The 21,240-nt window shown below is 34.0% G+C and carries 16 protein-coding genes; 7 read left to right on the forward strand and 9 right to left on the reverse strand.

From position 1 onward, the window contains the following. The first annotated feature begins 237 nt into the window (after positions 1–237). Positions 238–1,293 carry an AEC family transporter gene (locus tag BW731_RS06125; protein ID WP_079346565.1) on the forward strand — a complete coding sequence of 352 codons (1,056 nt, stop codon included), beginning with the start codon at positions 238–240 and terminating at the stop codon, positions 1,291–1,293. 34 nt (positions 1,294–1,327) lie between these two features. Continuing rightward, the gene (locus BW731_RS06130) at positions 1,328–2,329 is read left to right on the forward strand and encodes a 2-hydroxyacid dehydrogenase (RefSeq protein ID WP_079346567.1); all 1,002 of its coding nucleotides are present in this window, start codon (positions 1,328–1,330) and stop codon (positions 2,327–2,329) included. Between the two features lie 35 nt (positions 2,330–2,364). Here BW731_RS06130 and BW731_RS06135 read toward each other — a convergent pair whose 3' ends face one another. From BW731_RS06135 to BW731_RS06165, 7 genes are all read right to left on the reverse strand, one after another. Beyond that, entirely contained in the window at positions 2,365–3,045 is a 681-nt protein-coding gene (locus BW731_RS06135; RefSeq protein WP_079346568.1) for a response regulator, read from the reverse strand. Then, positions 3,026–4,675 (reverse strand): ATP-binding protein, encoded by a 1,650-nt coding sequence (locus BW731_RS06140; RefSeq protein ID WP_079346569.1) that lies wholly within the window; start codon positions 4,673–4,675, stop codon positions 3,026–3,028. The genes BW731_RS06135 and BW731_RS06140 overlap by 20 nt, the downstream gene beginning before the upstream one ends. 150 nt (positions 4,676–4,825) lie before the next feature. Further along, on the reverse strand, positions 4,826–5,395 hold the full coding sequence (locus BW731_RS06145; protein WP_079346570.1) for a tRNA (mnm(5)s(2)U34)-methyltransferase: 570 nt from the start codon (positions 5,393–5,395) through the stop codon (positions 4,826–4,828). Next, positions 5,388–6,350, reverse strand: a complete 963-nt coding sequence (locus tag BW731_RS06150) for a TIGR01212 family radical SAM protein (RefSeq protein WP_079346572.1) — start codon at positions 6,348–6,350, stop codon at positions 5,388–5,390. The genes BW731_RS06145 and BW731_RS06150 overlap by 8 nt, the downstream gene beginning before the upstream one ends. A 2-nt stretch (positions 6,351–6,352) precedes the next feature. Then, positions 6,353–7,009, reverse strand: a complete 657-nt coding sequence (locus BW731_RS06155) for a phosphatase PAP2 family protein (protein WP_079346574.1) — start codon at positions 7,007–7,009, stop codon at positions 6,353–6,355. A 72-nt stretch (positions 7,010–7,081) separates the two neighbouring features. Then, the gene (locus BW731_RS06160; protein ID WP_079346576.1) at positions 7,082–8,137 is read right to left on the reverse strand and encodes a DUF4097 family beta strand repeat-containing protein; all 1,056 of its coding nucleotides are present in this window, start codon (positions 8,135–8,137) and stop codon (positions 7,082–7,084) included. Continuing rightward, positions 8,134–8,760, reverse strand: a complete 627-nt coding sequence (locus tag BW731_RS06165) for a DUF1700 domain-containing protein (RefSeq protein ID WP_079346578.1) — start codon at positions 8,758–8,760, stop codon at positions 8,134–8,136. Before BW731_RS06165 ends, BW731_RS06160 begins: the two co-directional genes overlap by 4 nt. 340 nt (positions 8,761–9,100) lie before the next feature. Between BW731_RS06165 and BW731_RS06170 the strand changes: the two genes are divergently transcribed. From BW731_RS06170 to pepV, 5 genes are all read left to right on the forward strand, one after another. Further along, positions 9,101–11,854 carry a muramidase family protein gene (locus BW731_RS06170; protein WP_079346580.1) on the forward strand — a complete coding sequence of 918 codons (2,754 nt, stop codon included), beginning with the start codon at positions 9,101–9,103 and terminating at the stop codon, positions 11,852–11,854. A 303-nt stretch (positions 11,855–12,157) separates the two neighbouring features. Beyond that, positions 12,158–14,572, forward strand: a complete 2,415-nt coding sequence (gene leuS, locus BW731_RS06175; protein ID WP_079346582.1) for a leucine--tRNA ligase — start codon at positions 12,158–12,160, stop codon at positions 14,570–14,572. A 96-nt stretch (positions 14,573–14,668) separates the two neighbouring features. After that, positions 14,669–16,315 carry a putative polysaccharide biosynthesis protein gene (locus tag BW731_RS06180; RefSeq protein WP_079346584.1) on the forward strand — a complete coding sequence of 549 codons (1,647 nt, stop codon included), beginning with the start codon at positions 14,669–14,671 and terminating at the stop codon, positions 16,313–16,315. A 52-nt stretch (positions 16,316–16,367) separates the two neighbouring features. Further along, entirely contained in the window at positions 16,368–17,090 is a 723-nt protein-coding gene (locus BW731_RS06185) for a pseudouridine synthase (protein WP_079346586.1), read from the forward strand. 87 nt (positions 17,091–17,177) lie between these two features. Next, on the forward strand, positions 17,178–18,584 hold the full coding sequence (gene pepV / locus BW731_RS06190; protein WP_079346588.1) for a dipeptidase PepV: 1,407 nt from the start codon (positions 17,178–17,180) through the stop codon (positions 18,582–18,584). Between the two features lie 46 nt (positions 18,585–18,630). On the opposite strand, the gene BW731_RS06195 is transcribed toward pepV, so the two are convergent. Both BW731_RS06195 and BW731_RS06200 read right to left on the reverse strand, forming a co-directional pair. Continuing rightward, on the reverse strand, positions 18,631–19,428 hold the full coding sequence (locus BW731_RS06195; RefSeq protein ID WP_079346590.1) for a glycerophosphodiester phosphodiesterase: 798 nt from the start codon (positions 19,426–19,428) through the stop codon (positions 18,631–18,633). 20 nt (positions 19,429–19,448) lie between these two features. Continuing rightward, positions 19,449–21,134 (reverse strand): IS1182 family transposase, encoded by a 1,686-nt coding sequence (locus BW731_RS06200; RefSeq protein ID WP_079346592.1) that lies wholly within the window; start codon positions 21,132–21,134, stop codon positions 19,449–19,451. Between the last annotated feature and the right edge of the window lie 106 nt (positions 21,135–21,240).

Here is a 21,240-nt window from a genome sequence, read left to right on the forward strand (position 1 = left end):
TTGTTTTTTCACAATTTATTGTTTAATGAAGTAGCACAAATACGTATTGGTATAACAAGGTTTTGAGTTTTTTTACTGTGTTTCACTAAAGATTATTTTGATTACATAACTTACAAAAGTATCATTAATTACAGATTGTTCACTTATTCACAGAATGGCTTTATGATATGTATGTAAAGCAAAGGAGCATGCAACCTTTTGTGATATAACACACAATGATTAATGGAGGATTTACATATGAATATCGGAGAAGTCATTAAAACAACCATGACTGATATGAATATTATCAGTGCGATAACATCAACAGTATTTATTATTTTATTAGGGTTCTTTTGTCGCAAGAAAGGAATTTTCTCTGCAGAAGTAGGAAAAATTTTATCAAAAGTTGTATTAAGTGTGGCATTGCCAGCATTGGCCTTTAATGCATTTATGCAAGATATCAAAAGTGAAACACTAAAACAAGGAATGAACGTGTTAATTTGGGGTATTGTCATTTATATTATTTTAATTTTTGTTTCTAAGCCATTATTTATGAAATATAAAGGTGACAAACAAGATACTTTACGCGTTTTAACTATTTTTGGGTCAACAACATTTTTTGGCACACCAATCGTGAGTGCTATTTACGGACCAATTGGTGTGATGTTTTCTTCAATTTTTAACATTGGTTACCGAATTTTCTTATACTCATACGGCTACATCAAAATGAGTGGATTAAAAATGGAACTTAAAAATATTAAAACAATGTTTTTAAACCCAATTGTTATTGCAACATTTGCAGGATTATTCATCTGGGTATTCCAAGGATATTTACCACAAGTTAGTGTGACAAATGCTGAAGGTGTGGTTAATCAAGTGGCATTCTTACGTATCGATCAAACAGCTGTTTGGTTATTTAAACCAATGACTTATTTAGCAGGACTAGCTTCACCACTTGCTTGGTTATCAATTGGGGCTACTTTAGGTGAAGTGAGCTTTAAAGATGCAGCATCAGACAAAACATCTTGGTATTACAGTGTGATGAAAGTCATTGTTGTACCAGTTATAAACATTGTATTATTAGCGATTTTAACTATGACTCACATTTTACCAGTAAGTTACGAAGCATTAGCAACAATCGTCATCATGATGGCTGCACCAACAGCTACAGTAGCGGCTGCTTATGCGATTAGCTTTGATAAAAAACCACTTCTAGCTTCAAATGCATCTCTTATTTCAACAGTATTAGCTGTTGTCATGACACCAGTATGGATTGTAGTGCTAGAAATGATTAGTAAAATGGGTATTTTTTAACCTAATACATGATTAAGAAAGAAGAGGGATAGACATGACATTCAAAATAGCTTGTTACGGTGTACGACCAAATGAGGTGGAATACTTTAACGATTTAAATAAATATAATTATGATTTAACATTAATTGAAGAATTATTGACGCATGATAATATTGAAACAGCATATAACCATGATGCGGTCTTATTACGAGGAAATTGTGTAGCGGATCGAGAAAATATCGAGAAAATGTCAGAACATGGTGTAAAATTTGTCTTTACACGTACAGTTGGGTTTAATCATATTGATTTAGCAGCAGCAAAGGATTATCACATGGAAGTGGCAAGAGTACCATCATACTCACCAAATGCTATCGCTGAATTGTCATTGACTTTAGCTATGATGTTGTTAAGACATACTTCTTATATGACCATGAAAACAAGTAATAAAAACTTTATTGTAGATAACACGATGTTTAGTAAAGAAATTAGAAACTGTAAAGTGGGAATTATTGGGACTGGTAAAATTGGTCTAACAGAAGCCAAGTTATTTGATGGATTAGGTGCAACAGTACTAGGTTATGATATTTATGAAAATGATGCAGCAAAAGATGTTTTAACTTATACAAATCTAGATGATTTATTAGCACAATCTGATATTGTCAGTATCCATGTACCTTATATTCCTGGTGAAAATGACCAAATGATTAATGCAGAATTTATTAGTAAAATGAAAAAAGGGGCTATCTTGATTAATACAGCTCGTGGGGAATTACAAGATAATCAAGCTATTTTAGATGCCTTACACACACATCAATTAGAAGGTTTTGGGACTGATGTATTTGCAAATGAAAAAGAGTTATTCTTCAAAGAATTTGGTACAGAACAAACATTACCAGATCCGACAGTAGAAGAATTAATTAAACTGTATCCTAGAGTATTGGTTACACCTCACGTTGGATCTAATACAGATGAAGCGTTAATCAATATGATTGAAACAAGTTTTGAGAATTTCCATTCAGTGTTAGAATCAGGTAAAACAGTTAACAGCGTTCTATAAGAAAAACACCTCCAATGCACTTTGGAGGTGTTTTTCTATGTTTTTTTATAGCGTGTGATTGGCCGTCCAATTTCTTGATAGACAATATCTTCTGTGAGGTATTTTGATTCGACTAGAAACGTTAAATATTTTTTAGTTGAAATACGTGAAATCCCCACTTTTTTTGCTAACTCTTCTGTTGAAAAAGGATGTGACTCATCTTCAATTTTCTTAAGCACTTTCTCCATGGTTAATTTTGCCAGTCCTTTTGGTAAAGAAGAAGATATGGAAAGCGAAGGTTGTTTAGGCGTATGTTCGTTAAATAAAGCATCAATGCTTTCTTGATTAGCATGATCTATTTGACTAATTAATTTTTTTTGGTTTATCACTTTTTGTATTGCTAAAGTAAACCGCTCAACAGTAAACGGCTTAACTAAATAATCTACAACCCCAAGAGTTAATGCTTTTTGAATGGTTTCCATATCGTTTGCAGCGGTGATGAGAATAACTGGTACTTGATTATTCTTTTTGCGTAATTCAGTTAAAAAGTCTATGCCTGTTCGAGTTGGTAGATAGTTGTCTAGTAATATTAAATCTACTGAATAGTTTGTTAAAAAAGGCGTAGCATCAATAGTTGAACGACAATTTCCAATGATATGAGCAGAGGGAATATGTGTTAAAAAATCTGCATTTAATTTAGCAACCATCGGATCATCTTCAATAATTAGAACGTTCATTTTTTTCTCCTTTTCGGCTCAAAGGTAGCTCAATATAGACCGTTGCTCCTGTATTGTCATTATTATTAGTTATATCAATTAAACCGCCATGTTCATTGACGATGCGGTAAATGGCATGTAATCCGTAGCCTCTGCCAGCTCCTTTAGTAGAGAACCCTTTTTGAAAGAGCTTATCTATGTCACTACTTTGGATACCATATCCACTATCAATCACTTCTATAATCAAAATATGCCCTTCTACTTCATAAGATAGACTAAGAGTTATTTGTTTAGTGTGCTGATTTTTTGTTGCATCAATGGCATTATCTAGTAAATTACCTAGGATTTGAATGATCTTATGCACATAGTTATCCATTTCTAAGTCTGGTAAAAATGATGTTGGATTCAGTGTTAATGAAACAGTTTGTTCTTTTGCTTCATTTATTTTTCCAAGAATAAAACCAGCAATAGCAGGCGATTTTATGATGTCAGTAACGTACCCAACTTCCTGTTTATAATCATGACTGATTTGTTGAATATATTCTTGAACTAAGTCATACTTTTCTTGTTCAATAAGCCCCATAATGACATGTGTTTTATTCATAAATTCATGTGTTTGAGCGCGTAAGGCATCAATGTACTGTTGCGTGCCGCTTAATGTATGAATGAGTTGACTCATCTCAGATTGATCTCTAAATGTTACAACAGCCCCATTAAAAACATTGCGAATCATAACTGGTGAAGTTGTGGCAATGAAAGTAGTAGTATTGAGCAATAACTCTTGATCAGTTTGCTTTTGTTTTGATGTGAAGCATTTTTTAAAAAAAACAGTATATAATTGAGTATCAATTTTGTTGTTTTCAGCTAGTTGAAATGATGAATCTAGTGAAGTTAATAAATTAACAGCAGCTTGATTAATCAGAGTGATGTCTTTATCTTTATTGATAGCAATAATACCTTCATTGATTTCATCGTTAATGAGTTGTTTTTCTTGAACTAAACGGGAAATATCACCAGGTTCCAAACCTAATAGAATATGTTTAATGGCTTTACTACTAATTAGAGCACCGATAATCCCTATAACTAATCCAATTAATAAAATTAAGGCTACTTTGATTTGTATATTACTAATATCGCTTTGTAATGTGTCTAAGGTAATGCCCGCACAAATTACTCCTATGATACGGTGATTCTCATCTTTTACTGGAACAAAAAAGCGAATGCCATCCCCTAGAATTCCTTTTTTTTGAGAAAAATGAGCATCACCGTTAAGCGCTCTTCTAGCATCATCTAGATCGGAAAAATGTTGTCCAATGGCATTGGGGTCTGGATGTGACAATCGTATAAGTTCTTTATCTAGTACGACAATAAAGTCCATATTACTAAGCTTTGCAATTTCTAAAGAAAGCTCTTGAATGTTTTTAGAAGTTTCATCGTTGATTAGAGCATTCTTTACTTGCTCATCTGTAGCAAAAACTTTAGCTATAGTAGACATTTTATCTTTAGCATATCTGTATTCATTTTGAACAACATAGCGTTCAAGATATATGGATGATAATATGAGTGAAATAAGCGTTGTCAGAAGCACAATAAATATAATAATTGATTTTAATGAAAAGCGACTCATCAATTGGCTAAATTTTTGTTGCATTTTTACGAACTCCTTGACTGATAATAATTTTGATTATAGCCTACAAAAGATATATATGTAATAATTATTTGGTTAATTAGTCAAAACAACTGATTTAAACAACGAATAATGAACAAGATGTATAAAAAATAAATAGAAAAAGAGAGCCTATTATTTGGCTTTCTTTTTCTCAATACATAAGACTGATGGGGGATTATTTTGTTGGTTAATGAATTGATAGGTTAAAACGGAGTAGGAATCTTGTGGTAGGGTTTTAGCAAATGAAAGGACCTCTTTTTTTTCACTCATACCTTCATCATGCCCTGAATAAAGTACTAAAACCAATCGGCCACCTTCTACTAAAATGGTTAGTAGTGAAGCAATCGCAGATAGTGTTGTTTTACTCTTTGTGGTAATTTGTTTATCACCTCGAGGTAAGTAACCTAAATTAAAGATAGCAGCCTTAATCATTGTATTATCTGGTAAATAAGTTAAGGCGTTTTGATGTCCATCTTTAATAAGAGATGTATTTTGAGTGCCTTGCTTTTCTAATTTTTGTCGTGTTGATTCCAAGGCTTTTTCTTGTATATCAAACGCATAAACATGTCCGTCATTCTCAACTAATTGACTTAAAAAGACTGTATCATGTCCATTTCCCATGGTTGCATCAATGACCACATCACCAGGTTGAACACATTCACTTAATAGCTGATGACTAAAATGAAGAGCTGTTTTAAGCATGTCCCTGAGCTCCTTTTCTAACATTATAAATACCTTGATAGGTTTGTCGTTTTTCTAACTCCTGATCAATTCCATTGAGTACTTCCCATTTTTGTAAGCTCCACATGGGACCGATAATCGATTCTCTTGGTGCATCACCTGTTAAACGATGGATAATAATTTCTGGTGGGATAATTTCAAGTTGATCACACGTTAATTTCGTGTATGCTTCTTGTGTCATGAGTTGCAATCGTCCTTCAAGGTAATCTTTTTCCATTTTGGTATTAGACATTAAGTGCAGAAGATGAAGCTTAATTCCTTGAATATCAGAATCTAATACAGTTCGTTTAACATTTTCCATCATCATGTCATAGTTCTCACCCGGTAACCCATTAATTAAGTGAGTGCAGACATTTATATTGTGTTTTCTCAGTTTTTCAACAGCATCTAAATAAGTTTGATAGTCATGTGCTCTATTGATACAGTCGCTTGTTTCTTCATAAGTTGTTTGTAAACCAAGTTCTACCCAAAGATATAATCGTTGATTTAACTCAGCCAAATAGTCAACAACGTCATCCGGCAAACAATCCGGACGCGTACCAATTGACAACCCCACAACACCTTCTTCATTGATTACTTGTTCAAAACGATGTTTTAAGACGTCAAGAGGAGCGTGAGTATTAGTAAAATTTTGAAAGTATACGATATATTGTGTCGTATTTGGCCATTTTTTATGCATTTGGTCGACTTCTTTACGGAATTGTACAGGTAATGGATCACTTGGTGCGATAATCATGTCACCAGAACCTGAGACACTACAAAATGTGCATCCACCACGTGCTACTGTTCCATCTCGGTTAGGGCAATCAAATCCTCCGTCGATTGGTACCTTAAAAACTTTTTCTGAAAAAACTTCCCTGAGTGCGGCATTCCACGTGTAGTATCGTTTCAAATCTCCTTTTTTGTAAGCAAACATGTCTACCTTGTCCCTTCAAATCGTTGAATAAAATCATATTTTTTAAAGTATGGATAGCTAAACGTTAACCAACATGCTCCTAATAGATAGCCACCTAAAATATCTGTTGGGTAGTGAACGCCAAGATAAATTCGACTAGCACCAATCAATAAGATAATGATTCCCAACGCAATTTGGATGACAAGTCTCATCGCTTTATTATCAATATATTGATAGGCTAAAAAGATGAGTGTTCCGTAAAAAAGCATACTCCCCATAGCATGCCCACTTGGAAAACTTGAATGTTTCGCCACAACGAGATGTTCCACAGACGGACGCGGACGATTGAATAGATATTTTAAGCTAATATTCCCAATACCTGATAGAAGAACAGTATTAATAGCTAGCCAATAAGAAGCTACCTTATTTTTTAATTTAAAAAATAAGACACCAAAACTTACGATGAATAATAAGACAATCGTAACGGTATTACCGAATTTAGTAAAATATTTGAAAAAAATGGTTTTCTCAGGTGTGAGTGTTCCTCTAATAAGTTGTTGAATGGGTTGATCAATCGCTTTTAGTATCGCCTCGTTAGATACCACGAAGTAAGCAATTACTGCAAAAAGTAACAAACAAATACTTGCAGCATAAGACCAATATAATTTCGATGTTTTCATCAATATAACCTCCTAAAATCAAAAAACAGACTTTATTAACTTAATAACAAAGCCTGTTTATTATAACATGATTTAATCATAACCATAATGTGTGTCATCGCTATCAAGTTCTTCCACTTCAATTTCACCATTCTTACTGGTTGCTTTAATGCTTATTTTCCCTTTATTTGTTTTGTATTTTCTATTAGAAGATAAATTTTTATTAAAAATTGAAATATCTCCCAAAGTGGTTTCAAAATCAAGTTTATTATCTGAAATGGAAGATTCATCTGTTTCAATATCTATGTCCCCATTTGTAGTCGTCAATTCTGTATCAAAGTCTATATGATTGTCATGGAAGAGAATATCTCCGTGTTTTGATGTAACAACTGATTTTCCTGTTGTATGATTAATCGAGATGTCGCCATCTTCCGTTGTTATTTGTAGGTCACCTTTTGTATTGGCGGTAAAAACATCCCCCATATCTGTTGTGAGCGTCATCAACTTAGCCGTTGTATTTAATACACTGATGTCATATAGTGTCGTATTGACAGATAATTCTTCTGATATTTTAGAATCATCTATAGAAAAATCTGTGTCTTGTTTAGGTTGTGATACTTGATTAGCGCGAATGCTACTAAGTGATGCACTTCCATTTGCCATATTTAATTTGATATTATCCATTGAAAAATCATGCATTGATAGATTGACATTTTTTCCATTAATTGTCACCGTTTCGTAATGTGTTGGAATACGTAAGTAAACTGTATCATCAGTGTAGTTATTTATATTGAAAATAGCAAAGGGATACGGATTTTCTTTATTCGTTGTTGGATTATTAATGGTTAAAGAAGACGTATCTTGTCCTTCTTTAAATGTCCAATCAGCTTGTTTTCTATTATCCAATTTGAAGTCGACACCTTGTTTATCCATATAAATATACTGATCATCTGAACGAGTAAGCGTCACACTGGTTGGTGTATTAAAATGAATATCGAGAGTTTTATTTTTATTAGATTTTATTTTTTTATGAATAGTATTTTCTTCACGTTCGTTTACTAGTTTTTTTTGCGTAATAAAAGTTCCTATTCCACCAACAATCATAAAAATAATGGCGATAACTATAGCGAAGAAAGTTCGTTTTTTCATTTAGTAGAACCTCCTTTTAAAACAGACCAACACCATCGATGATAAATCATAAATAATTTGAAAGCCCCTTTAGTAATAGGTCTTATGATAATGAATCCTATTAAACCAATACCAAGTAGTATTAAACTAACAAAGAATTGGAACCAAGCATATGTTGAAACGGCCGTTCCTAATATAAACAGGCTAAATAAAGGACTAGCAAGAAATATACCGATAACCAACCATCCACTCATTAGGATAATAGCAATAAGTAAGATGACCCATATCATAAAAAAACTATTTAGGAGTGTTATTCCTAAAATTTCGAATAGTCGATTCATTCGTGAATTGTGAGGGATATATTTATTGTACGCTTCATCCTGCTTAGTAGTGTCATGAGTTATTTCAATCCAGTCATCTTCGTAATCAGACTGCGTGTCAAAAGTTAATCCGAGTTTTTCCAAAATATTTTGGGCAATGTTTTTAGGGGAAGGAAGAGCTTGAGTAATCTCATATTCAGATAAGCCTAGGGCAGCCTTTTCATCAAAAATCTGATTATAAGTATCAAGAATGGCTTGTTGTTCTTCTTTAGATAATTGGTTTAAATAAAGTTTTAATTCAATCAAAAAATGTTCTTTATTCATCTCATTCTCCTGTCTATTAAGACTATTAAATTTAATATACCTTCTAATAAATTGTATAACAATGAAAAGAGAGATAAATCATCCTAAAGTATGAGTTTTACCAGGTAATTAATGAATTAATATGTCAGTTGTATGACAATCAAAAAAAACAACAGATATGCTTGCTATTCATTTTTATAGATGATTTAATGATAGTAATAAGACTTTTTTTAACAAATATATGAACGAAAAATGAACTGAAATAATTTGATTTAATATAAAAAATAGGTCATAGCATTAATTGTGTTTTTGCAATTAGGTTATTTTTTAGACTTTATCATTTAGGAGAAGAGAGATAAATATGAAAAAAAATAAATCACTACTGAATCAACCAATGATTCGTCATGCATCTTTGTTTGGCACTGTCTTGTTGTCGTCTACAGCGCTTTTACCCGGTGTTACCGTGTTGGCTTCTGAGAGTATCCGTGATGACATATCAAATGCATCTAATGAAACAACTCAGGATAAAAAAGCAGCAAATCGTTGGACGTTGTTGTCTATTAGTGGAGAAAATGAGTGGATAGAAAATAATCAGCCATTGGACTTAACTGTAAACTTAGAAGCTCATCAAGTCGAAAACCTAGATACTGTGATAAATGTATCGGCGAATACAGTGATTAAATCTGACGTAGCCGATTTATCAATAAAGGATGAGACGGGTAGAGTAATCGGAACGTATACTATTAATAGTGAGTTAAATCAATTATCATTAACATTTACAGAAAAACAATTTACAAAAGCGATTATCCAAGTTCCTATAAATTTTAAAAAGGCTGATTTAAAGGAACAAACAGTGGCGTTCTCCGTTGGGGAAAGCGTCACATCTAAAATAATTAAAACGATTGCTAATCCTCAAGAAGAAAATGCGACATCTGATTTATTAGAAGATTCTGTTGAACATCAGGACAATACAGTATCTGAATCAAGTCAGGTAGAAGAAACTGAGCGAGTGCCAGAGTCATCAGTAAATGAAGAAAAGGTGACCTATGAACAAACAACGGATTCAACAAGTGAATCAGTGTCTGTTATGGCATCAAGTGGTTTATTAGAAGATTCTGAAGAAACTACTGATTCTGAAGTAGAAACAAGTACAAATGAACCTGTTGAATCTGAAGATTCTACAACAGACACTTCAAAAGAAGAACCAAAAGAAGAACCAAAAGAAGAACCAAAAGAAGAACCAAAAGAAGAACCAAAAGAAGAACCAAAAGAAGAACCAAAAGAAGAACCAAAAGAAGAACCAAAAGAAGAACCAAAAGAAGAACCAAAAGAAGAACCAAAAGAAGAACCAAAAGAAGAACCAAAAGAAGAACCAAAAGAAGAACCAAAACCAGCTACTATCGTAGTTCCAACACCAAAAGTAGGGCCACTTAAAGCGGCAACGCCTCAAGCGACTTTTATTGAAAGTATTGCTTCTCACGCACAAAGTGTTGCAGCTGAAAATGACCTCTATGCATCCGTGATGATTGCTCAAGCTATTCTTGAAAGTGGTTATGGATCAAGCACATTGTCATTACCACCAAATCATAATTTATTTGGCATTAAAGGGAAATATAATGGGCAGTCTGTAACGATGCAAACACAAGAGTTCTATAATGGTCAATACGTCACTATAAATGATGCTTTTAGAAAGTATCCATCATACCGTGAGTCTTTGCAGGATAATGCTCATGTATTAAAAACGACATCATTTGCTCCGGGAGTTTATTTTTATTCAGGTGCGTGGAAGTCAAATACAAGTTCTTATATGGATGCGACTAAATGGTTAACCGGTAAATATGCGACAGATCCGACTTACAATATCAAATTAAACAATTTGATTATGACTTATAATCTGACGCAATATGATGATGCTAGTTATACAGGACCCGTGACAACACCTACCGGGACAGGAAGTGACAACAATGGTGGTGGTCAAAGTAATTCATCTACAATGGGAGATTCTTCTACTTATACGGTGAAAAGTGGTGATACATTATATCGTATTGCGCAAAATTACGGTATGATCGTCCAAGAATTGAAACAACTGAATGGGTTAACAACGGATATGATTTATGTGGGACAACAACTAAAAGTCAAAGGAAATAGTGAAACACCTACAGTTGATTCTATTGTGGATGATACTAGTTCAACTGAAAGTACTTCAAACAATAATAAGCCAAATAATTCAACTAGTTCAAACCATTCCTCAGCAACTTACACAGTGAAGAGTGGCGATACATTGTACCGAATTGCATTAAATAATGGTATGACTGTCCAAGAATTAAAACAATTAAATGGTTTAACGAGTGATTTAATCCGTGTAGGTCAACAACTAAAAATTGCTGGTAAAACATCAAGCGGTAGCTCTTCTTCAACTAATTCATCAGAAAATACGGCGGCAAATACTACAAGTTATCAAGTTAAGCGCGGTGATACACTGTATGGTATTGGTTTGAAATATGGCATTAGTGTTCAAGAATTAAAAAAATTGAATAACTTAAGTAGTGACACCATTTATATTGGTCAATCTTTAAAAGTTATCACAAAACAGAGCACGTCAACAACAGGTAATACTGAAAATAGTGCTCAAACGACGCATATTGTAAAACGTGGTGATACGTTGTATGGTATTGGTCTTAGATATAATGTTTCATCTAATGATATTAAACAATGGAATGGTTTAAATAGTGATTTGATTTATGTAGGTCAATCATTAAAAATTAATCAGTCAAGTAAAACAAATACGACAACACCGGTTAAAACAACAGTAGGAAAATATACTGTTAAATCTGGTGACACACTTTATCGTATTGCATTAGATAATAAAACCACTGTTAAAGAATTAAAGAGAGTTAATAATTTAAGTAGCGACTTTATCTATGTTGGTCAACAGTTGACATTACCTGGTACTAGTAGTGATTCAGTATCTAAAAATACACGTCACACAGTCAAAGCAGGGGAATCTTTGTGGGCAATTTCTAAAAAATACAACACAAGTGTGAGTCAACTGAAGAAGTGGAATAACTTATCCACGAATATTATTTATGCCAATCAAGTCTTACGAGTAAGCTAGTTGTCAAAGTAACATTCATTTGATATGATTAGTTTAATAATATCAAAACAAGTAGGTAAGAAGTAGTAAAATAGAAAGTTTTTAAGAGAGTATGTGGTTGGTGGAAACATACAAATGGACTATTTGAACTTGTCTTAAGAAAAAGTTACTTGTCGGAAAGTCTATTTTCGTTAACATGGATTAGAGGTGTTCTAGTATATCTAGGCACAAATTTAGGTGGTACCACGTCAGTCAACGTCCTATGAAGACACAAGAGTGTTTTTGTAGGACGTTTTTTTACATAAAATTTTAGGAGGAAGATTCATGGCTTACAATCATTTACAAATTGAAAAAAAATGGCGCGACTATTGGAAAAAAGATCACACGTTTAAAACAGGTGAAGAAACAGATAAACCAAATTTTTATGCACTAGATATGTTTCCTTACCCTTCAGGACAGGGGTTACATGTAGGGCATCCAAAAGGGTATACCTCAACAGATGTATTATCTCGCATGAAGCGAGCGCAAGGATTTAACGTGCTACATCCAATGGGGTGGGATGCGTTTGGTTTACCTGCTGAACAATATGCACTAGACACAGGAAATGACCCAGCTGAATTTACTGAAAAAAATATTCAAACCTTTAAACGCCAGTTTGATGCATTAGGCTTTAGTTTTGATTGGGACCGTGAAATTAATACCACAGACCCTTCATACTACAAATGGACGCAATGGATTTTTACTAAAATGTTTGAAAAAGGACTAGCCTATGAAGCCGAAGTACCGGTTAACTGGTGTCCAGCTTTAGGAACCGTATTGGCTAATGAAGAAGTCATTGATGGAAAATCAGAACGTGGGGATCATCCAGTATACCGAGTTCCAATGAAACAATGGATGTTACGTATTACTGCTTATGCGGATCGTTTAATTGATGATTTAGAGTTAATTGATTGGCCAGAGAGTATTAAAGAGATGCAACGTAATTGGATTGGTCGTTCTGAAGGAGCGAATGTTAATTTTGACATTAAGGGAACAGACAAACAATTCACAGTATTTACAACGCGTCCTGATACATTATTTGGTGCAACGTATGCTGTTATGGCACCTGAGCTTCCACTGGTTCAAGAAATTGTGACACCAGAACAAAAAGATGCAGTGGATGCTTATATCAAAGAAGCTGAAAAGAAAACAGATTTAGATCGTACTGAGTTATCAAAAGAAAAAACAGGTGTCTTTACAGGTGCTTATGCAGTAAACCCAGTGAATGGCAAAGAAATTCCAATTTGGATTGCGGATTATGTCTTATCAACTTATGGAACAGGGGCGATCATGGCCGTTCCAGCTCATGACGAACGTGACTATGAATTTGCGACAACATTTGATCTAGACATTGTTCCTGTTGTAGCTGGTGGAGATGTGTCAACTGAAGCATATACAGGAGATGGCGACCATATTAATTCAGACTTCTTAGATGGTATGAATAAAGAAGATGGTATTGCAACGATGATTAAGTGGTTGGAAAAAGAAGGCATCGGTGAACAAAAAACAAGTTATCGTTTGCGTGACTGGTTATTCTCTCGCCAACGTTATTGGGGTGAACCTATTCCAATTATTCATTGGGAAGATGGAACGATGACAGCTGTTCCTGAAGAGGAGCTGCCATTAGTATTGCCAAAATCAAATGATATTAAACCTAGTGGAACAGGTGAATCGCCATTAGCTAATATGACGGAGTGGATTAATGTTGTAGATGAAAAAACTGGCATGAAAGGTCGTCGTGAAACGAATACTATGCCACAATGGGCAGGTAGCTCATGGTATTACTTGCGTTTTATTGACCCACATAATGACGAACAATTAGCAGACCCAGAAAAACTAAAAGAATGGATGCCTGTTGATGTTTATTTAGGTGGAGCAGAACATGCGGTACTTCATTTACTATATGCTCGTTTCTGGCATAAATTTTTATATGATATTGGAGTAGTGGAAACAAAAGAACCATTCCAAAAATTATATAATCAAGGCATGATTTTAGGTGAAAACAATGAAAAAATGTCGAAATCAAAAGGAAATGTGGTTAATCCAGATGATATCGTAGAGCAATATGGTGCTGATACATTACGTTTATATGAAATGTTTATGGGACCACTTGATGGCTCAATTGCATGGAGCGAAAAAGGGTTAGAAGGAAGTCGTAAATTCTTAGACCGTGTATGGCGTTTGTTTATCGACGAAAACTTTGTCTTACGCGATCGTATCACGAAACACAATGATGAAGCATTGACAAAAGTGTATCATCAAACAGTGAAAAAAGTGACAGAAGATTATACGAACCTACATTTTAATACAGCGATTTCTCAATTAATGACATTTGTAAATGAAGCTTATAAAGCAGAAGCGCTACCTGTTGAGTATATGAACGGGTTCTTACAATTACTAGCTCCTGTTGCACCATTCCTCTCAGAAGAATTATGGGAAAGAATGGGCAATGAAGGATCTATCAGTTATGTCGCTTGGCCAACTTATGATGAATCAGCCTTAGTTGAAGACACAGTTGAAGTAATTTTCCAAGTGAATGGAAAAGTTCGTGGGAAAGAAGTAGTTGCTCGTGATCTATCCAAAGAGGAATTAGAAACTATCGCTATGGAAAATAATGCGGTGAAAGGTCAACTTGATGGAAAAACGATTCGTAAAGTGATTGTTGTGCCAAATAAATTAGTTAATATTGTGGCTAATTAAAGTTAAGAATACGTTTAAATCCATTAAAAGTGTTTGCATAAACGTACAATTGTCGATACAATTAGAGCAGTATAATGAAGAAAGTTGGTTAGAATCATGCCAAATCAAAACACTTCTTTTGAGGAGACTGAAAAAGAGTTGAATGCAAAGGAAAAAATGGTTCGTGGCTCTTTATGGATGACAATAGGAAATGTTTTTTCTAGATTACTAGGTGCAGCGTATGTCATCCCATGGTATGCATGGATGGGCACGGATGCTAATATAGCAAACGCCTTATTTAATAAAGGGTATAACATTTACGCCTTATTTTTAATGATCGCAACAGCTGGTATTCCAGGTGCGATTGCAAAACAAATTTCACATTATAATTCGTTAAATGAGTATGGTATTAGCCGACGTTTATTTAGACGGACGATGGTAATAATGGGTGTGTTTGGTGTTGCCTGTTCGGGAGTCATGTATTTGTTTGCCCCAATTTTGGCGGATGGAAACGCTGATTTAATTCCAGTGATGCGAGCTCTAAGTGCAGCTATCTTGATTTTTCCAATGATGAGTGTCATTCGTGGGTATTTTCAAGGGAATCAAAATATGATGCCTTCTGCGGTATCACAAATTATTGAACAGATTGCCCGAGTATTTTATATGTTACTTATGACGTTTATTATTATGAAAGTGACAACAGGTGATTATGTTGATGCTGTTATCCAATCAACCTTTGCTGCGTTTATCGGAATGCTTGGTGCATTTGCTGCATTAATTTGGTTTTATAGTAAACAAAAATCACGTATGAATTACTTGGTTGAAAATAGTAATAATGAGGTAGAAATCTCTGAAAATCATTTGATTAAAGAGATGATTAAACAAGCGATTCCGTTTATTATCGTTGGTTCTGCCATTACCTTGTTTAAGTTGGTTGACCAATACACATTTGAAAGAATGATGGCAAGCTTTACAAATTATTCACCGAAACAATTAGAAGCTTTGTTTAGTATTTTTAGTGCAAACCCTGATAAATTGGTTATGATTACGGTATCTTTAGCTACAGGGATGGCTATGACAAGCTTGCCTCTTGTGACAGAAGCATATACAAAAAATGAAAAACCTGAATTAGCTAAATTAATTAGTGATAACATTCAGCTGCTACTTTTCATCATGGTACCAGCGATATTAGGAATGATTGTTTTAGCAAGACCTATGTACGCTTTATTTTATATACCAGAAACACTAGGCGTGAGTGTGCTGATTGAAGCTAGTTTGGTTGGTCTTGTGATGGGGTACTTCATTCTGATTTCAACGACATTACAGGGATTGTACCAAAACCGAGAGGCGATCTTATTATTGGGTATAGGGTTAATCATAAAATTAGTTCTACAATACCCAATGATTCGTATGTTTGAAACATACGGTCCACTTATTGCGACAGCCATTGGTTTAGGTGTAGCTGCAATGTTTATGACACGTTCGATTTACCGAATTACCAAATTTGATTTAGCAATGACAGCAAAAAGAACTTTATTAATCGTGATTTTAGGGGCGATTATGTCACTTGTTACTTGGCTTGTCAGAAGTGGGCTATACATGATGTTAAGTCCTGATAGAAAATTTCAAGCCTTTATTATCATTATGATATGTGTGGTATTTGGTATTATCAGTTATGGTTGGTTAGTACTACGTGTGAGATTAGCAGATCAATTACTTGGCCCAAAAGCACGAAAATATCGTCGGAAATTTAGAATAAAATAAACAGGAAGAACATCTATTTAGGTGTTCTTTCTTGCATTAGGAGAAGAAATAGATGCGTTTAGATAAGTTTTTAAGTCATACAGGATTTGGTAGTCGTAAAGAAGTAAAAGAGTTACTGAAGAAAAAGCGAGTGACGGTCAATCAAACGATGATAAGAGATGCTAAATTTTCAGTTAATGAAAACGAGGATGAGGTCTGTGTCGACGGACAGCCTATTTTATATGAAAAATATGTTTATTACATGTTAAATAAACCTAAAGGAGTGATTTCTGCGACAGAGGACGCATCCTCTCGAACAGTGATTGATTTAGTTAAAGCAGATGATTATAAAAAGGGATTGTTTCCAGTGGGAAGACTAGATAAAGATACGACTGGTTTACTGTTGTTAACTAATGATGGTCCTTTGGCTCATGATTTATTATCTCCCAAAAAGAAAGTGCCAAAGTTGTATCAAGCCTTGGTTCAAGGAGAGATGACGAAAGAAGATAGTGAGATTTTTTCTAGTGGAAGTATCCAGCTAGATGGTGAAAAGTGTTTACCAGCGACATTAACAATTTTATCTATTGATATGGAAAAAAAACAAACCCTTATTCATTTAGAAATTATGGAAGGCAAGTATCATCAAGTGAAAAGAATGGTTGAAGCTGTTGGGAAAAAAGTCATAGAGCTTGAAAGACTTGAAATGGCAAATCTGACACTAGATAAAGAGTTACCTCGAGGAAAGTATCGCCCATTAACTGAAAATGAGCTGAAATTGTTAAAAAATAACGAATAAACCCGCTTAAATCCTAAATTATATTATCTAAAACATCGAAAAAATGATATGATAAAGTAAGATAAAATCAACAGGAGGTATTTTTGTATGACAATCGATTGGAGAAAAGAAGTCGAAGCTCGTCGCGAAGACTTGATGAAAGATTTATTTACATTATTAAGTATTCCTAGTGTTAGAGAAGATGATTTAGCGACAGAAGATGCACCAGTTGGTCCTGGACCAAAAGCTGCATTGTTAAAATTTTTAGAACTAGGAGAACGTGATGGTTTCTTAACTAAAAATGTAGATAATATTGCTGGTCATATTGAATTTGGTGATGGCGATGAAACGTTAGGTGTGTTTGGTCACGTTGATGTGGTACCAGTTGGACCAGGTTGGGATACAGATCCCTTTGAACCAGTAGAAAAAGATGGACGTATTTACGCGCGTGGTGCTAGTGATGATAAAGGCCCTACAATGGCTGCTTATTACGCATTAAAAATTATCAAAGAGTTAGGACTACCAGTTTCTAAAAAAACACGTGTCATTATTGGGACAGATGAAGAAAGTGAATGGAAATGTATGGACCACTACTTAGAAGTGGAAGATACACCTGATTTTGGTTTTTCACCAGATGCTGAGTTTCCAATCATCAATGGTGAAAAAGGAAATACAACTATTTTAATTGAGTATCCTGGTAAAAATGAAGGAAACTTAACATTAGTTAAATTTGATTCAGGTATGCGTGATAACATGGTACCAGAAACAGCAACAGCTGTCGTTGAAATTTCAGGTGATATTAATGCATTTGAAAAAGAATTTGAAGAATATTTAGCAACTGCACCTGTAACAGGTGATATTGAAGTGGTAGGATCTACTGCTACATTAACGGTTCATGGTAAAGCAGCTCATGGCGCTATGCCAAGTAAAGGAATTAATGCCGGAACTTATTTAGCAAACTTCTTAAGCTTCTATGATTTTTCAGGTTCAGCAAAAGATTACCTAACAACGATTGCAGATTATGTCCATACTGATACTGAAGGTAAACACTTTGGTGTGAATCATGTCGATGATATTATGGGAGATTTAACAATGAATGCTGGTGTGTTCAAATTTGATTCATCAAGAGATGATAATATTATTACGTTGAACTTCCGTTATCCTAAAGGGTTAACTGAAGAGATGATTTTTGATCGTATTTCTGAAAAAACAGCGAATACATCAGCTAAAGTGATTCAAAAAGCTGGTGGAAAAGGTCCTCACTATGTATCACCAGAAGATCCATTGGTGAAAACATTATTAGAAGTTTACGAAGATCACACAGGTCTTAAAGGTCATGAACAAGTTATCGGTGGTGGAACATTTGGTCGTTTATTAGAACGTGGCGTTGCTTATGGCGCAATGTTCCCAGATAGTATCGATACAATGCACCAAAAAAATGAATTTATTTCAGTTGATGATTTAATCAATGCAACAGTGATTTACGCTGATGCGATTTATCGTTTAATTAAATAAGAAACAAAATCCCATCAGTTCAATCATGAACTGATGGGATTTTGTTTTAATGAAAGAAAGAAGCATGTGCTTTTTTTTCGAGTTCAATAGCTTTTGCTGTATAGTTTGTAAAATAAGAATCAGCTCCAAGGTTAGTTGCTTTGTTAATATCTGCCATACTATTTAGCGTCCAAAAGTTAGCCTGTTTATTAGCTTCGTGAATTATCTTAATGATGTCTTTTGTCATAAATTTAGTGTTTAAAGATATAATATCTACATAGTCAGCCTTACATGCATTTTGTGCTTCAATATCATCTTTTGCTAAAAGTAAAGTGGTCATTTTAGGAAAGGTTTGTTTAATTTTATTTAGACTAGTTAGTGTTCTAGCTTGAATAATCACAAAATCTTCCATGTTATTTTGTCTGATGATGTTGTTAAATAAATCGATTTGTTTATCGTTTTCTTTTAGTTCAATGACATAATGAGTTGTTTTTTTGTAACGGTCAAATACATCTTGTAAGCGTAGAATGCGATTATTATCGCTTGTTCTAAGTTGATTAATTTCTTCATCAGTCATATCAGAATACAGGCGATCGACACCTGTGAGACGTTTAGCGTTATCATCGTGAGAAACATAGAGAGTTCCATCCTTTGATGTGACTAAATCTTGTTCGATGTTATGTGAACCATATAGTAGAGCTAAATCATAGGCAGGAAAGCTATGCTCGGTTTCCTCACCACTTGCTCCGCGGTGTGAGTATATTTTATTGATAATTTTTTGGTTTGAATGTTTTTGTATCAAAATTACTCCTAATACACAAAGACTTGCTAAAAGCACAGTTATAATATATTTTTTCTTTTTCATGAGACACTCCCTTGTATTGGTTATAACATAAAAAAAGAAAAAAGAGGCTGACCCAAAAGTCTCTTTACAGAAAACAAGCATTCCAAAATGAAACCTCTCATTTCAGAATGCTTGTTTTTTCGTGCTCTCTCACTAATATCCTTCCTATTTTTTCTCAGTTTTCTTAAATTTAGTGCCATTAACGCAAATCCCAGCTCCTGTGAAATCTTATCTTTTCCTCTTACAGAGAATCGATTGAATGCCAAATTAGCCTTCAGATTTCCAAAGGCTGGTTCAACATCTATTTTTCTTTGACGGTATATTTCTCCTGTGACATCCTCTTTCAAAAGCTCTCTTACGTGAGCCTTAAAATATTCCCAATTCCCATTTCTTTGAATCACTCGATTTTTACTACTCTTCGCACGAGTACATAATGCTCTAACTGGGCAATTTAAACAAGACTCACATTCATACATTTTAAGTTGTCTTTTGAATCCAGATTTATCTGTTCGAGTAGAGTAATTTCTAAATTTGACTTCTCGATTATTCGGGCAAATATAAGTATCTGCCAATTCATTATAAATCCAGTTATCTGGAATAAATGGATTTTGTTTGTATTTTTTAGTGTGTTCTTTCTGATACATTGTATAAGTAATTAATGGAGTTCTTTCAAAATCATCTAAAATTGCTTGATAGTTTTCTTCACTACCATAACCTGCGTCAGCCACAATGTATTTAGGTAAGTCAAAATAAGATTTCTTGATAGTATCTAAGAAAGGAATCATTGTTTTAAAATCCGTTGGATTTGAAAATGTTTCATATGCTAAAACGTATTGATGATTGGTTGCAATTTGAACGTTATATCCAGGTTTTAACTGACCATTCATCATGTGGTCATCTTTCATTCTCATAAAAGTGGCATCATGATCTGTTTTAGAGTAGCTATTTCTACCGTCATAAATATCATGTTGTTCTTTATATTTTTGCTTTCTATAGATAAAGTCAGAAAAAGCTTTCAATGCTTTTTTAGGCTCTTTACGCTCAGAACGAAGTTCTTTTCTCTCTTGAACATCTGAAGTATTTTCAATTTTAGTACTTAAATCACTTACTTTCATTTCCAACTCATCAATGATTTGTTTTAAATTTTCTGTGTTTAACTCATCATCTTCTGAACAAATAGATGGAATAATTTGCTCTTCTACAAGTTGTTGGTAATAGGACTTTGACTTCTCTCTCAAAGATTCTTCATAGCGTTGTGTGCTCTTTTTCCAAACGAAGGTATATTTATTTGCGTTGGCTTCTAACTTTGTTCCATCAATAAAAATAGCTTCTTCATCAATTAATTGTTGAGAAACAAGCTGATTTCTAAATTGAATAAAACATTCTTGAAGTATCGGTTGAACCAGTGGGTTCACTCTGAATCGATTAATTGTTCTGAAGTTATGTGTCTGTGATTGCGTTAACCACATGGCACGAATGCTATCTTTAGACATAGCTTCTATCTTTCTGCCTGAAAAAATAGATTGAGTGTAGCCACACAGAATAAGCTTCAACATCATTTTTGGATGATAAGACGAAGTTCCCATTCGATGCTCAAAAACTGAGAACACATCCACAGGGATATTTTCTACTAATTCATCAATCGCAAAAGCGATATCATTTTCTTCTAAATAAATATCTAAATTCAGTGATAAAGTAACCTGTTTCGTGTTATAATTCTTATACATAAATAGCACTCCTTTTTAGTTGGTTTCGTCGCTTTAATTATAAAGGATAGTGCTATTTTTTACGTCAAAAAAGGAAGAAAATCGAAAAAAGATTTTCTTCCTTTTA

The sequence above is a fragment of the Vagococcus martis genome (assembly GCF_002026305.1).
GTDB classification, from domain to species: Bacteria; Bacillota; Bacilli; order Lactobacillales; family Vagococcaceae; genus Vagococcus; species Vagococcus martis.

Excerpts from the sequence above, each read along its gene's own strand:
- BW731_RS06125 (WP_079346565.1), top strand. The coding sequence starts at position 238 with ATGAATATCGGAGAAGTCATTAAAACAACCATGACTGATATGAATATT.
- BW731_RS06130 (WP_079346567.1), top strand. The coding sequence starts at position 1,328 with ATGACATTCAAAATAGCTTGTTACGGTGTACGACCAAATGAGGTGGAA.
- BW731_RS06135 (WP_079346568.1), bottom strand. The coding sequence starts at position 3,045 with ATGAACGTTCTAATTATTGAAGATGATCCGATGGTTGCTAAATTAAAT.
- BW731_RS06140 (WP_079346569.1), bottom strand. The coding sequence starts at position 4,675 with ATGCAACAAAAATTTAGCCAATTGATGAGTCGCTTTTCATTAAAATCA.
- BW731_RS06145 (WP_079346570.1), bottom strand. The coding sequence starts at position 5,395 with ATGCTTAAAACAGCTCTTCATTTTAGTCATCAGCTATTAAGTGAATGT.
- BW731_RS06150 (WP_079346572.1), bottom strand. The coding sequence starts at position 6,350 with ATGTTTGCTTACAAAAAAGGAGATTTGAAACGATACTACACGTGGAAT.
- BW731_RS06155 (WP_079346574.1), bottom strand. The coding sequence starts at position 7,009 with ATGAAAACATCGAAATTATATTGGTCTTATGCTGCAAGTATTTGTTTG.
- BW731_RS06160 (WP_079346576.1), bottom strand. The coding sequence starts at position 8,137 with ATGAAAAAACGAACTTTCTTCGCTATAGTTATCGCCATTATTTTTATG.
- BW731_RS06165 (WP_079346578.1), bottom strand. The coding sequence starts at position 8,760 with ATGAATAAAGAACATTTTTTGATTGAATTAAAACTTTATTTAAACCAA.
- BW731_RS06170 (WP_079346580.1), top strand. The coding sequence starts at position 9,101 with ATGAAAAAAAATAAATCACTACTGAATCAACCAATGATTCGTCATGCA.
- leuS (WP_079346582.1), top strand. The coding sequence starts at position 12,158 with ATGGCTTACAATCATTTACAAATTGAAAAAAAATGGCGCGACTATTGG.
- BW731_RS06180 (WP_079346584.1), top strand. The coding sequence starts at position 14,669 with ATGCCAAATCAAAACACTTCTTTTGAGGAGACTGAAAAAGAGTTGAAT.
- BW731_RS06185 (WP_079346586.1), top strand. The coding sequence starts at position 16,368 with ATGCGTTTAGATAAGTTTTTAAGTCATACAGGATTTGGTAGTCGTAAA.
- pepV (WP_079346588.1), top strand. The coding sequence starts at position 17,178 with ATGACAATCGATTGGAGAAAAGAAGTCGAAGCTCGTCGCGAAGACTTG.
- BW731_RS06195 (WP_079346590.1), bottom strand. The coding sequence starts at position 19,428 with ATGAAAAAGAAAAAATATATTATAACTGTGCTTTTAGCAAGTCTTTGT.
- BW731_RS06200 (WP_079346592.1), bottom strand. The coding sequence starts at position 21,134 with ATGTATAAGAATTATAACACGAAACAGGTTACTTTATCACTGAATTTA.